This is a genomic window from Planococcus maritimus, from assembly GCF_001687625.2.
Classification (GTDB): Bacteria; Bacillota; Bacilli; order Bacillales_A; family Planococcaceae; genus Planococcus; species Planococcus maritimus.
In genome coordinates this window covers 680,072-693,875 of record NZ_CP016538.2, presented here as the reverse complement: position 1 = coordinate 693,875, position 13,804 = coordinate 680,072, and the positions used below count along the sequence as shown (strand labels likewise).

The following is a 13,804-nucleotide window of genomic DNA, read 5'->3' as shown; positions in this document are numbered from 1 at the left end:
TTACACTTTCCTTCTTCTTAATAATTATCGATTTCTTTATTATAAATAAATAGAAATATTAGTTTTTTCGAAATATTATAGTTAATTCACCAGAAAAGATGCTATTATGTGTATACGATATATCACAGACATCAGGAGGACGACGCATATGATTACATTTTTCGCAGCACTTGCACTCTTAATATTGGGATACATGTTTTATTCGAAGTTTATCGAAAAGGTCTTCGGCGTCGACGATACTACTCCAACACCGGCCTACGCACAAGCAGACAATATCGACTATGTGCCGATGAGCTGGTGGAAAGGCAACTTGATCCAGCTGTTGAACATCGCAGGACTCGGCCCAATCTACGGAGCTGTCGCTGGTGCTTTGTACGGGCCGGTCGCTTTCATCTGGATTGTCGTCGGCTGCATCTTTGCAGGCGGCGTTCACGATTACTTCTCGGGCATGATGTCGATGCGCCACGGCGGAGCGCAGTTCCCTACACTAGTCGGGCGTTACCTCGGAAAGAATGCCAAAGTTTTCATCAACGGTTTGTCGCTTGTGTTGATGCTTTTGGTCGCAGCGGCCTTCACCGCTGGCCCCGCCCAATTGATCGCACAAATCACGCCGATTTCCTTTATCGCGGCACTTGCCTTGATTTTCGCTTATTTCGTCCTTGCGACGATCTTGCCGATCAACCGCATCATCGGCCGCATTTATCCGCTGCTTGGCGGCATCCTATTGTTTATGGCGCTTGCGGTAGCCGTAGCACTGATCTTCTCCGGAAAACCGATGCCAAACCTGACCTTCAGCAATTTGCATCCTGGCGAATTGCCGATCTGGCCGCTATTGATGGTTACCGTATCATGCGGTGCGATTTCCGGCTTTCATAGCACGCAAAGCCCGATCATTGCCCGGACGATGAAAAAAGAAACCGACGGCCGTAAAATTTTCTACGGTGCCATGGTCATTGAAGGCGTCATTGCCCTCGTCTGGGCGGCGGCTGGCATGACTTTCTTCAACGGCACTGAAGGGCTCGGTGCGGCACTCGCAGCGGGCGGTCCATCTGGCGTCGTCAACGACATCTCGATCTCGCTTCTTGGCACTCTTGGCGGCATCCTTGCCATCTTCGGCGTCATCATCTTGCCGATCACAACGGGTGATACCGCGCTTCGCTCATCGCGCATGATCTTGGCTGACCTGCTATCGAAGTTCACTAAGACTGACGGCACTTTGCGCATCCTATTGATTACCATCCCGCTCGCCATCCCAACTTTCTACATGGCGACAATCGACTACACGTTCTTGTGGAGATACGTCGGCTGGACCAACCAAGTGGTTGCCACGTTCATGTTGTGGACCGCGACGATGTATTTGCTCAAGAACTACAAAATGCACTGGATCAGCGGCGTACCGGCCATGTTCATGACAGGCGTTGTCTCCATGTACATCTTCTACGCACCAGAAGGCTTGAACATGGAATACCACATCGCCGCCATGATCGGCTCGGTTATCACGTTGGCAGTTGCCTTATGGTATGTGGGGCAGATTCTGAAATACCGTACTGCGAAGCAGATGGATTCGGAATACGAGGCGGTTAACTGAAAAAAGATGAGCCCTGGCAAGTTTGCCGGGGCTCATCTTTTTTCTTATTCCAGATTTTCGATTGCGTAGTCTGCTTCTTCTTGTGTAAATTGGCCGCCGTAATCGGAGCTCAATTGATCGCGAATAGCTTCCTTGGACATGCTCATGCTGTCTTGATAAGTCTTGGCCGATTCCAAAGCGTTCGCCTTCCAATCAGCATCTACATTATCGATTGCGTATTGTGCAGCATCTTCCGGGAATTGGCCGCCGTATTCAGAAGTCAATTGTTCAAACACCCCGGTTTTTGACATATGCATGCTATCAGAGTAGGTTTGCGCTTGGTTCAGCGCAGATTCAAACTCAGTCGACACTTCTGGCTCTGCTGGCTCTTCTTCAACCGGCTCTTCCGTTTCAGCAGCTTCTTCAGTTTCAGCTTCTTCCGCAGAATTTTCTTCTTCTGCTGTTTCTTCTGCTGCTGTTTCTTCTGTTGCTGGAGTAGTTTCTGTAGTGCCCTCGGTGTCAGTGGATTCTTCCCCGCCACCGGCCAAAGCAGCCAGTATGGCTATCAATACCACTATGCCAATGATGCCGAGACATCCAATCTTAAATACTTTTTTCATGCTACTTCCTCCTTTATTACTTTTTTGTTACTTTTGTGTCAAAGCGACTTCACAACAATATCAGAATTAAATATACCTGTCCATACCATTAATAGAAATAATGACCAAATATGATACCAGTTCCCTTCAGTTTTATAAATTAGATTTGCTCATTATTTATTATCCTTCTGTACTCGAGATTTATAATCTCTCTCGATCTCCTTCTTCCACTCCCGTTCCACTTTTTTCCCGCTCCGGAACGAACTGACCGCTTCGCTCAACACTTGGTAATTCAACTCCGTCCCTTCCGCATCCGCATGGTAATCCACCGCAAACTCTTCGTCGACGCCAAATTTTTTAGCCGTTGCGACCGCGTCGATATTCGCACCGAGAAAGATAAATTCCCAGCCCATCGTCTTTTTGGAAGCGATCATTTCATGGATTTTCTTATACGTATATTCGCAGCTGGAATTCTCCAAGCCGTCCGTCGTAATGACGAACATCACTCGATCGGCTTGATGTTTTTTCAACGTGCCTTTTTGGGCGTTGCTGATTTTTTGGATGGTCGAGCCAATCGCATCGAGCAAAGCGGTCATGCCGCCCACTTCATAATCGCCATCGGTCATCGGCGAAATGCCTTCAAGTGAAATGCGATCATGAAGCAATTCGTATTCCTGATTGAACAGCACCGTTGTTACACGGACCTCGCCCGGAAGCTTTCGCTGCTTGTCGAGCAAGGCATTGAAACCACCGATCGTATCTTTCTCAAGCCCCGCCATCGAACCGCTCTTATCTAGAATAAACACCAATTCCGTCGTTTCATTTTTCATCTTTGTTTCCTCCTTCAGGTTATTTGTTACCCCAAGGATACGATTTTTCCATAGAAAAAAGGTCGCTTTGAAAGCGACCTTTTACGAACCAAGAAGCGCTTCATCAAATGCAAACAAGGCTTCATTGATTTCAAAAATATTGTATTGTTCTCGCTCGATAAAATAGCGGACAATCAGATCAAATTTATGGCTGTTCGACAAGCGGTAACCGGCTGTCCCCAGCAGTTCCTCGGTTTCGTCGAGGTCCAGTTCAAGCGCGATGGCAAACGCCAGGATGGTCTTTTTCTTCGGCGTATAGCCTGGTGAATTTCGGATTTTGGAAAACAGCTTTTTGTCGAGGTTGGCCTTTTTGTAAGTCTCGGCATCGGTCATGCCTCGCGCGTCTATGAACCTGAACAACCGCTGCGAAAAGGATTCATCCAAGTTTTCCAAAAGCTCTTCTAGGCTTGCTTGTGGCTCAAGCATCTCTCGCAGCTCATGCATCGGGCTTTCTACTGATCGCTGCTTGCGGTAGCGGTCAGCAGCTTCTTCCAAGACCGCCGCTTCCTGTTCATTGATAAAGCTTTCAATCGATTCGTAAAGCTTTTGGCTGATGCCAAACGATTGCTTGTCTAACACAACCAGATGAACGTCCATATCGTACTCGTCCAGAAATGCATCGATCTCTTCAGTCGCCACGCGCAGTGCCGGTTCTTTCGGATAGCCAAATATGCCGGTCGAGATAAGCGGAAACGCGATCGACGCACAGCCAAGCTCCACGGCGACTTCCAACGAATGACGGTAGCAATTGCGCAGCAACATTTCCTCGTTGCGCCCTCCGCCTTCCCACACCGGGCCGACCGTATGGATGATGTACTTTACATCAAGTTCAAAGCCGTCGGTGTGCACAGCCTCCCCGACCGCACAATGGCCGATCTGGTCGCACGCTTCCTGCAATTGCTTCGGCCCTGCCGCACGGAAAATCGACCCGCACACACCACCGCCCATTTTCAGGCTGGAGTTTGCGGCATTAACGATTGCGTCAGTTGTCATTTTGGAAATATCGTTGCGCACGATTTGCAGTGGCATGGGCTCATCCCTTTCTAGTTCTCCTCTCTTTTTATTCTACCACCCGACCTGTCCCTGTGCGCCACACAATTCCATGCGCCCAGAAGCAAGACACAGCGTGGGATTTTGGCTTGACGAACGGTTTATTGTCCCTGTGCACCACACAATTCGCCCACACAAAAACTCCCGCCAGGCATTAAGCCGAGCGGGAGTTTCAACTGCCATTACCAGAATGGCTTCTGGTAGAAGGTTTTTTATTGAGCCGTGTAACCGCCATCGATGACGATTGTTTGGCCCGTGATGCTTTTCGCTTTGTCACTTGCCAAGTACAAGGCGCAATCAGCGATTTCAGCGACGTCAAGCAAGCGTTTTTGCGGGACGAGCGGCAAGAGTACTTCTTCTAGTACTTTTTCGAGTGGCACATTGCGCGTCTTAGCCAAGTCGGCCATTTGTCCGCGGACGAGCGGCGTGTCGACATAGCCTGGTGCGACAGCGTTCACTGTGATGCCGTGCTCAGCACCTTCTAGCGCTGCTACTTTCGTCAAACCGATGACGCCGTGCTTCGCGCTGTTGTAAGCCGCTTTACCGGAGAAGCCGATCAATCCGTTGATCGACGAGATGTTGATGATGCGGCCAAAGCCTTGTTCTTTCATGATCGGGAAGACTGCTTTCGTCAACATGAATGGGGCTGTTAGCATGATCTTGATCATCAATTCGTATTTCGCTGTCGGAAATTCCTCGATTGGCGAAACGTGTTGCAAACCAGCGTTGTTGATAACGATGTCGACGCGGCCGTAAGTGTTTTTCGTTTCCGCTACCAAGTTTTGAAGGTCTTCTTCGCTTGTGACATCGGCTTTTACGCCAATGGCTTCAAAGCCTTCGTTTCTCAAAGATTGTGCAGATTCCTGCAGCACTTCATTGTTGATATCCGACAAAACGACTTTTGCTCCGCTTTCTGCGAAATGCTTGCCAATTTCAAAACCGATGCCGCGCGCGGATCCTGTGATTACTACTACTTTTTGCTCTACCATATTGAATTCCTCCATTATTGTTTATTAGTGTGGAAAATTTTAAACTAAACCGATACCGCCCAAGATGATGCCGACGATGACGGCGATAGTCGGGATGACCAATGCCACCACGAACACATCTTTATAAGTTTCGCGATGCGTCAATCCTGTTACGGCTAACAAAGTCAGCAATGCGCCGTTATTCGGCAGGATCGAAGCGCCCGATGCCACAGAAGCCATCCGGTGGAAAACTTCCGGGTTGATGCCCGTCGTTTGAGACAGGTTGTAGAACGTATCCCCCAAAGTGCTGAGCGCAATGCCCATACCACCTGAAGCGGATCCCGTGATCATCGCCATGACTTGAATCGCCAATGACTGGGCGACCAACGGGTTATCCGACACATTGAGCAACCAAGAAGTGATGTTGTCGAATGCCGGAACGATCGCAATGACGGCACCGAATCCGACAGCCGCACTGGTATTTAGGATGGCCATGACAGATCCTTTAGCACCTTCATTAATCGAGAAGACGAATTTCTTATAATGCTTCACGTTAATCAACATGATCGTGACGATCCCTAACATCAACGCGTAAATCGGCTGAAGGTTGACGATATTCAAGAATACGACGACCACGATAAGCGGAACGAGCGACAACATCCAGTTCGGCGTCGCCACCTCTTCCTCTTTCGATGAACCAGCTTGTTTGCGAATTTCAAAGCCCTCGCCTTTAGCTGACAATTTCTTCTCGCGATACGCCAACCAAGCGTAGCCGCCAACCGCCATGATCAATGTCGTGACGATACCGATGACCGGTCCTGCCATTGGTGTGGTGTTATAGGTATCCATCGGAATCAAGTTTTGAATCTGTGGAGTACCTGGCATTGACGTCATCGTAAACGTGAATGCTCCGAGTGCGAAAGTTGGCACCAGCAATCTGCGCGTTACATTGGCCTCACGGAACAATTCAAGCGCAATCGGGTAGACCGCAAAGACGACCACAAACAAGCTGACGCCCCCGTAAGTCAATAATGCCGCTGCGATCAAGACGCCTAGAATAGCGCGCTTTCCGCCGATCAGCTGTGTGACTTTCTTCGCAACCGCTCGCGCAGCTCCGGTCTCTTCCATCAATTTCCCGAATACGGCCCCTAAGAGGAATATCGGGAACCATTTCTGAACGAAACTTACCAAACCGCTCATATAAGTTTCTGTATAAGTGCTATAAACATCGAGCCCGCTGAGCAAGGCTACAACGCCGGCCGCTAATGGGGCCACCCAAATGATCGACCAGCCCAAATAGGCAAGCGCAATCAATAAGATTAATCCAATCAAAATACTTAACATCTGTTCTCACTTCTTTCTTAATCTTTAGCCCTTCACCGCAGTGAAGCAATGCCCATTATACACGAATAAAGATATATTGAAATAGATATAACTCAAATTTGTAAATGATAAAAAATTTTGATATTTCCATTATAACAAGGTATTATCTTATATATTTATTATCAATAGTACGTATTCATAAAAAGAATAGTTTGCCGAAATAATGGTTTTCAGATCTGTCCCTGTGCACCAAACAATTCAACACCCCTCCTCTTGCGGCGAATTGCGCCATGAAAAGGATTGCGGGCACTCCCGGAAAAACTTCGCCCCTGTGCATCACACAATTTGCCCACAAAAAAATCCTACCAACAATATGTTGGCAGGATAAAGATGAATCTAATATAAATTGTTGTGAATAGTCAGAATTGCGTCGTGCACAGGGACATTATTTAAACACCCGTGTAGCTTCTACTGCTTTCTGCCAGCCGGCGTATAGATTTTCACTTTGTTCAGCCGGCATATCTTTCGTGAACGTACGGTCGATTTGCCATTGCTTCGCGATTTCTTCTTTGCTTTCCCAGAAGCCAACAGCGAGACCAGCTAAGTACGCGGCTCCGAGGGCTGTCGTTTCTTGGACAACCGGGCGCTCGACTGGCACGTCGAGAATATCGCTTTGGAATTGCATCAGGAAATCGTTCGCTACAACTCCGCCATCGACGCGCAAGGTTTTTAGTTCAATTCCTGCGTCTTCGATCATGACGTCGACGACATCTTTTGTTTGGTAGGCGAGCGATTCAAGTGTCGCGCGGATGAGATGCGCTTTTGTCGTACCGCGTGTTAGGCCGAAAATGGCGCCGCGTGCATCCGTGTCCCAATAAGGTGTGCCGAGGCCGACAAACGCTGGCACCATGTAGACGCCGTCTGTTGATTCGACAGACGTAGCGTACTGCTCGCTTTCAGGTGATGTGTCCAGCAATTTCAAGCCGTCGCGCAGCCATTGAATCGCAGAGCCTGCGACAAAGATACTGCCTTCTAGCGCGTATTCTACTTTGCCGTCAATGCCCCATGCCAAAGTCGTCAATAAGCCGTGATCGGAAACGACGCCTTCTTCCCCTGTGTTCATCAGCATGAAACAGCCAGTCCCGTAAGTATTTTTCGCCATGCCTTTTTCAAAGCAGGCTTGTCCAAATAGCGCGGCTTGTTGGTCACCGGCGATACCGGCGATCGGCACTTCGTGGCCGAAGAAATGATAATTGACGGTATTGGCATAGACTTCAGACGATTGACGCACTTCTGGCAGCATGCTTTTTGGCACCGTCAGGATATCCAGCAATTCCTGATCCCATTCCAAATCGTAAATATTGTACATCAAGGTACGGGAAGCGTTGCTGTAATCGGTGATATGCGCAGCGCCGCCAGATAGTTTATAGACGAGCCATGTATCGATCGTGCCGAACATCAAATCGCCGTTTTCCGCTTTTTCGCGTGCGCCTTCTACATTGTCCAAAATCCATTTCACTTTCGTACCGGAGAAGTACGCATCAACGAGCAGGCCGGTTTTCTTGCGGAACAATTCTTCATGCCCTTGTTCTTTCAACTCAGCGCAAATGTCTGCTGTTTGTCTGGATTGCCAAACAATCGCTTTGTAGATTGGTTTGCCGGTATTGCGGTCCCACACAACAGCCGTTTCGCGTTGGTTGGTGATGCCGATGCCAGCCACTTGGCTTGCTTCCACATCTGCTTTTCTCAACGCCCCTGCCATACATGCCAAAACGGACGTCCAGATTTCATTCGCATCGTGCTCGACCCAGCCCGGTTTCGGGAAAAATTGCTCGAACTCCTGCTGGCCCGTGCCTACGATTTCGCCTTTGTGGTTGAACAATACTGCACGTGAACTCGTTGTTCCTTGGTCAATCGACATAATATAATCTTTACTCATCAATGATTCCTCCTCGAATGGTGTTGTGATTATGGTTATTTGTCGTCCACTAACGTTTCTTCAATGTCATTCGCTACAGTATGGCCTTTTTTCAATTCAGCATTCGCAGCTCCAATCAAAATGCCGGCCATCACGATGCTCAAGCCCCAGAACAGCAAGCTATAGTCACTGGTGAAAAGTGCCTTGTAGAAAACTGCGCCATAAATACCGCCAAAAATCGGCCCGACAACCGGTACCCAAGCATAACTCCAGTCCGAACTGCCTTTTCCAGGAATCGGCAGCAAAGCGTGCGCAATACGCGGCCCAAGATCACGCGCCGGATTGATCGCATAACCAGTCGTTCCGCCGAGCGACATACCAATCGCAATGATCAATGCCCCGACGATCAATGGATTCAAGCCATCTGTAAAATCATTGGCGCCAATGAACAATAAGCCCATGACCAAAACGGCCGTACCGATAATTTCACTGACTAAGTTCGAAAACGGGCTTCTGACAGCTGGCCCTGTAGAAAACACTGCTAATTTTGCGCCTTGATCTTTTGTGATTTTCCAATGAGGTAAGTAGTTCAAAAAAACAATTCCTGCGCCGATAATCGCGCCAATCATTTGTGCAAGGATATACAGTGGAACTTTTGCCCATGGGAATTCACCAACAGACGCCAAGCCTAATGTTACTGCCGGGTTGATATGGGCTCCTGAAAAACTGCCCACTGCGTAAACAGCCATCGTAACGGCAAGTCCCCAGGCAATCGTGATGACGATCCAACCACTGCCTTCTGCCTTAGAATCTTTCAAGACCACTCCGGCCACTACGCCGCCCCCGAAAATAATCAAAATCATGGTCCCGATCACTTCTGCTAAAAACTCTGACATCGCTTAACACTCCTTTTCCTTTTAAAGCCACAGCTGGATAAATGTCCATAAAAAAAGCCGCAATTAATGAAAGCTCTTCTTAATAGAAGTACTCATTAATGTGCGAATCTCCGGGTCTCCAACACAGCTCTGAACTTGTTATCTATAAGGTATACTTAAAAGAAAGCGCTGTCAATATGTTTTCTGAATTTTTGTGTAAATATTACAAATACCGGCTCGCCATTTATCATTTTCCCATAAAAAAAGCAGGACTTTACGATGAGTTATCGCATAGTCCTGCTTTTATCTCTCATATACAAATGTGATTTCGCCAGCTTACAGCACAGTCAGTTTAAAAACTTCCCGTGCGGAGACCAAGTCAGCGATATTGTTGCGGTATTCCTGGTAATGGTCGGAAGCAATATGGCTCTCGAGCGCGTCCATGTCCTGCCATTTTTCATGAAGAACGAAAGTGTCATCTTCGATGGATTGATGAAGAACATACGCCAAGCATCCGGCTTCTTGCTTCGACGCTTCCTGAACTTTTTGCAACTCAGCTAATAAGCGATCGGCCAATTGTTCTTTCGGCTTGAGAATCGCTGTAACGGAAATCGTCTCCATTACTTAGTTCTCCTGTTGGCTTCTGTTAGCTAATGCTTTTACCAATTCGTCGCCCAAAGCTTCAGCAGAAAACGGATCGCGGCCAGTCAACAATTGCTCGTTGCCCCATACCACTTTCTCGTCTGCCGTATAATTCGCCACTTCGCTCATTTTGCCTTCGAGGCTGAATGGCAAGATTTCTGGAAGGCCTTCTGGTTCGACAGCTTCCGGATAACCAGTGACGTCAAGTCCTGCAATAATGCTTTGGCCATCTGGGCGTTTTGTGAAAACCAACGGCGCCGGTCCGTGGCATACCGCTGAAACGATATTGCCGTTGTCATAGACATCGTTGATGATTTTATGCAAAGTTTCGCTTTCCGCGAGGTCGTACATTGCTCCGTGGCCGCCCACGACGAACACGACATCGTATGCAGAAGCATCGACGTCTGAAAGAGCCGTCGTGTTGTCCGCTAAGCCGGATTCATACATTTTTTTGTATTTGCCTTCTGGGTCATACTCTTCCATGAGGCTGACTTGGTCAAGCGTCGGCTTGCCGCCTTTTGGTGAAGCTAAATCTACTTGATGTCCTGCATTTTGCAAGATCTCCATCGGCGCGAACAATTCCTCTGCCCACCAGCCGGTTTCGTAATTATTTTCTGTATCTTTATGTCCACTTGATAATACTGCTAGTACTTTTGCCATTGATAGTTCCTCCTCTGAAATTTCATTCTGCTATTAATTCTTCCCGAATTATCTCAGATTCAAACAAACTTACAATTCTATAAATTTTTTCTGTCTCATACAGATTGTTTCGGGAAAAGAGCTTTGCCATTTTTTAAGAATCTCCAGACGACGGCTATGAGGAAAATAGCGATGCCTGCTAGTAAAACGCCTTGAATAACCCCGGCCATCTCTGGATCGAGCATCCCGCTCGCGTAGGCGCTATAAATACCAAAGAACGCCCAAGCGATTGGAATCGGGAACGCCGCATTTTTGAAGCGCGCCAAGTAAAACAGCACAAAGCCAATCGCTACTCCTAAAATGACAAGTGTCCAAATCGAATCGGAAATGCCAAAGCCGTCCCAGCCCAACTGCACGAGAGACAGCGAAATGTTGACGATCGTCGCAATGAATACCCAGGCAGCGTACAAGGTAAAGGCAAGCCCGGCGAGTGTCGACGGAACTTCAAAGCGATGCTTGTATATTCTCTCGACAATGAAGAGCAAGGAAAACAGCAATCCAGCAATCAATAAAGTCGACAAGCCAATCCATTCATAGGAGAACACAACGATCCACCCCATATTGAACAACGAACTCGCGATGAATAAAGGCGAAATCAACAGCACCAGCCGGCTGACCCTCTCGTTTTTGTGTTTAATCAGTAAATACCCTAGCGTAATCAGCAGCAGCGTATAAATGACGCCCCATATCGAAAACGTAAACGGCGCTGGCGAAATAAGCGTCATGTATTTATCTGAAATATCCTTTTGCGTATTGCCGTTAAAGAATCCAGATGAGCCGAGATAATTGAAACCGAGCGTCGCAAAATAAGCAATGATATTTAAAATGGCAAACAGCCGCGTTTTCTTTAATGTGCTTTGATCCATGGTCGCTTCCTCCTCGAAATTTTACTCTTCTGCTGCTGAAAATTGTGTGGTGCACAGGGACATTCACACACCAAAACCCCGATACAGAAAGGTTTCGTTCTGCCGAATTGTGTGGCGCACAGGGACAGAGTGCTGCTGCCGCCCTATCCTTCCACGCCCGCTCTCAGCCATTTCGCCGTCAGCGTATCCGCTTCGAGCATGTCTTTTGGTGTGCCTTCAAACAGCACTTCGCCGCCTTTTTTGCCGCCACTTGGGCCCATTTCGATGACCCAGTCGCTTGCCGCGATCAAGTTCAGGTTGTGCTCGATGATGATAACCGAATTGCCTTTGTCGACAAGTCCTTGGAAGACGTCTAACAGATGGTCATTGTCTCGCGTATGCAAGCCGAGAGAAGGTTCATCGAGCAAATAGATTTGCCCTTCTTTTTTCAAGTGGCTTGCCAGTTTCAAACGCTGCACTTCTCCACCGCTCAAAGAGCCTGTCGTTTGTCCGAGCGTCAGGTAGCCCAGGCCAACATCTTTTAAGGTATCTACTTTTTTGACGATTTTCGGCATTTCCAAATACTCGTTCGTTTCGTCGATCGTCAGCTCCAAAATCTCCACGATGTTTTTTCCTTTGTAATGATGAGACAAAGCTTCATCGGAATACCGCGTGCCGCTGCAGGCTTCGCACGTGACCGTCACAGGATCCGCAAACGCGACGTTAGGTGTCGTGACGCCTTTCCCTTCACACACTGGGCAAGCGCCCAATGAATTAAAGCTGAACAATCCCGCCGGCTGCCCGGTTTGTTTGGCCATGATGGAACGGATGTCACTCATGATGCCCATATAGGTCGCAAGCGTCGAACGGCTGGACGTGCCGATGCTGCCTTGGCCGACGGCGATCGTATCGGGATAGTTTTCCGTAAAGGCGCTGAACATCAACGAACTTTTTCCAGACCCGGAAACGCCGCATACGGACACCAAGGCGTTCTTCGGAATTTCCACACTGACATCTTTTAAATTATTATCAGAAGCGTGTTTGATCGAAAATGCTTCTGCCGCTTTTCGCGGCTGTTCATTCACCGTCACTTTATGATCCAAATCGGTGATGGCGGAAGCTTTTTGCAAGCCTTCCTGCCCGCCTTGATACACCACTTCACCGCCGCCTCGGCCTGCGCCTGGCCCCATTTCGATAATTTCATCTGCCGTTTTTATAACTGCCAGATTGTGTTCGATGACGACGACTGTGTTGTAATTGTCGCGTATACTTTCCAGCATATGCGTCAGCATGTCGATCTCCTCAGGATGCAGTCCGGCACTTGGCTCGTCGAAAATATACGTGATATTGTTCAAGCTGCTTCCCAAATGGCGTGCAATTTTCACACGCTGGGCTTCGCCGCCTGACAAAGTGCCCATCTTGCGCGACAAGCTCAAATAACCAAGCCCCAAATCCACCAACTGCTTGACGTTCGGATGGGCTTGTTGGGCAATCGATTTGCCGATCGGGTCATCAATTTTCTCCAGTTCCCCGAGCAGCTCCGTTAATTCCAAGCGGTCATAATGGGCGATGTTCAAGCCGTTGATTTTACATTCTAGCACCCTCGGATTCAGTCCAGAACCTTCGCACGTCGGGCACACGCCATGCGTCGACATCGCCAAGACATCTTCCTGGGACGTTCTCTTCAGTTTCGTCAGATCGCGATTGATGTACAGGCGGATAAACCGCGGGATGATGCCATCCCATTCGATTTGTGTTGTGCCTTCTTTGTAATAATACGTGCCAAATACTCGCTCGCCTTCCGGTGGCCCGTACAGCAACAGATTGTATTGATCTTCCGAGTAGTCCTGGATGGGCAGGTCCGGGTCAAATAAACCGCTGTCCACCATCCATCTGCCTTGCCAACCAGGTGGCGCTAAAGGCTTGAATTGCACCGCCAAATTCCGCAGCGATTTCGTTTCATCGATCATTTTTTGAATATCCGGCTTCACTACTTCCCCGAAGCCATTGCATTCTGGGCAATTGCCGAACGAACTCTCCACCGAAAACTCCGTCGCCGAACCAATCGACGGGCTGCCGACGCGCGAGAACAACAACCGGATCAACGGATCGATATCCATATACGTGCCCACCGTCGAACGCGAATTGCCGCGCACCGGCTTTTGTTCCACGACAACCACCGGGCTCAAATGCTGCATCAAGTCCGCATGCGGCCGTTCGTACCTCGGCATCTGGTGCCGGATATACAGCGGATAATTCAAAGTCATCTGCCGTCTGCTTTCTGTCGCCAAGGTATCAAAAACTACCGAACTCTTCCCAGAACCCGACAGGCCGGTAAAGACGTTGATTTTTTCTTTCGGGATATTCAAATCGATATTCTTTAAGTTATTTTCCCGCAGTCCTTTTAATATGATTTCATCTCGTTTTTCTGGCATGTCACATTCTCCTT

The 13,804-nt window shown here is 48.4% G+C and carries 12 protein-coding genes; 1 reads left to right on the top strand and 11 read right to left on the bottom strand.

Annotation, left to right across the window (positions count from 1 at the left end; translation table 11 throughout):
- The first annotated feature begins 148 nt into the window (after positions 1 to 148).
- On the top strand, positions 149 to 1,588 hold the full coding sequence (locus BBI11_RS03565) for a carbon starvation CstA family protein (RefSeq protein ID WP_068460695.1): 1,440 nt from the start codon (positions 149 to 151) through the stop codon (positions 1,586 to 1,588).
- A gap of 44 nt (positions 1,589 to 1,632) precedes the next feature.
- On the opposite strand, the gene BBI11_RS03560 is transcribed toward BBI11_RS03565, so the two are convergent.
- The 11 genes from BBI11_RS03560 to BBI11_RS03510 all read right to left on the bottom strand — a co-directional run bounded on the left by BBI11_RS03560 (position 1,633) and on the right by BBI11_RS03510 (position 13,790).
- Positions 1,633 to 2,187 (bottom strand): Ltp family lipoprotein, encoded by a 555-nt coding sequence (locus BBI11_RS03560; protein ID WP_068460694.1) that lies wholly within the window; start codon positions 2,185 to 2,187, stop codon positions 1,633 to 1,635.
- Between the two features lie 152 nt (positions 2,188 to 2,339).
- Complete coding sequence (locus BBI11_RS03555; RefSeq protein WP_068460692.1) at positions 2,340 to 2,996, bottom strand: vWA domain-containing protein; 657 nt, start codon at positions 2,994 to 2,996, stop codon at positions 2,340 to 2,342.
- Between the two features lie 81 nt (positions 2,997 to 3,077).
- Positions 3,078 to 4,064 carry a macro domain-containing protein gene (locus tag BBI11_RS03550; RefSeq protein WP_068460690.1) on the bottom strand — a complete coding sequence of 329 codons (987 nt, stop codon included), beginning with the start codon at positions 4,062 to 4,064 and terminating at the stop codon, positions 3,078 to 3,080.
- A gap of 233 nt (positions 4,065 to 4,297) precedes the next feature.
- Complete coding sequence (locus BBI11_RS03545; RefSeq protein WP_068460688.1) at positions 4,298 to 5,074, bottom strand: 3-hydroxybutyrate dehydrogenase; 777 nt, start codon at positions 5,072 to 5,074, stop codon at positions 4,298 to 4,300.
- 39 nt (positions 5,075 to 5,113) lie between these two features.
- Positions 5,114 to 6,397 (bottom strand): GntP family permease, encoded by a 1,284-nt coding sequence (locus BBI11_RS03540; protein ID WP_068460686.1) that lies wholly within the window; start codon positions 6,395 to 6,397, stop codon positions 5,114 to 5,116.
- 424 nt (positions 6,398 to 6,821) lie between these two features.
- Positions 6,822 to 8,315, bottom strand: coding sequence for a glycerol kinase GlpK (gene glpK, locus BBI11_RS03535; protein WP_068460684.1), 1,494 nt, complete (start codon positions 8,313 to 8,315; stop codon positions 6,822 to 6,824).
- A gap of 35 nt (positions 8,316 to 8,350) precedes the next feature.
- Complete coding sequence (locus BBI11_RS03530) at positions 8,351 to 9,190, bottom strand: MIP/aquaporin family protein (RefSeq protein ID WP_068460682.1); 840 nt, start codon at positions 9,188 to 9,190, stop codon at positions 8,351 to 8,353.
- Positions 9,191 to 9,505: 315 nt separating this feature from the next.
- A complete protein-coding gene (locus BBI11_RS03525) occupies positions 9,506 to 9,790 on the bottom strand; it encodes a putative quinol monooxygenase (RefSeq protein ID WP_068460680.1) in 285 nt (94 codons plus the stop codon).
- Between the two features lie 3 nt (positions 9,791 to 9,793).
- The gene (locus tag BBI11_RS03520; RefSeq protein WP_068460678.1) at positions 9,794 to 10,471 is read right to left on the bottom strand and encodes a type 1 glutamine amidotransferase domain-containing protein; all 678 of its coding nucleotides are present in this window, start codon (positions 10,469 to 10,471) and stop codon (positions 9,794 to 9,796) included.
- A gap of 95 nt (positions 10,472 to 10,566) precedes the next feature.
- Positions 10,567 to 11,376: a TspO/MBR family protein gene (locus BBI11_RS03515; protein WP_068460675.1), complete on the bottom strand. Its 810-nt coding sequence runs from the start codon at positions 11,374 to 11,376 to the stop codon at positions 10,567 to 10,569.
- A gap of 143 nt (positions 11,377 to 11,519) precedes the next feature.
- On the bottom strand, positions 11,520 to 13,790 hold the full coding sequence (locus BBI11_RS03510) for an ATP-binding cassette domain-containing protein (RefSeq protein WP_068460674.1): 2,271 nt from the start codon (positions 13,788 to 13,790) through the stop codon (positions 11,520 to 11,522).
- Positions 13,791 to 13,804 lie beyond the last annotated feature (14 nt).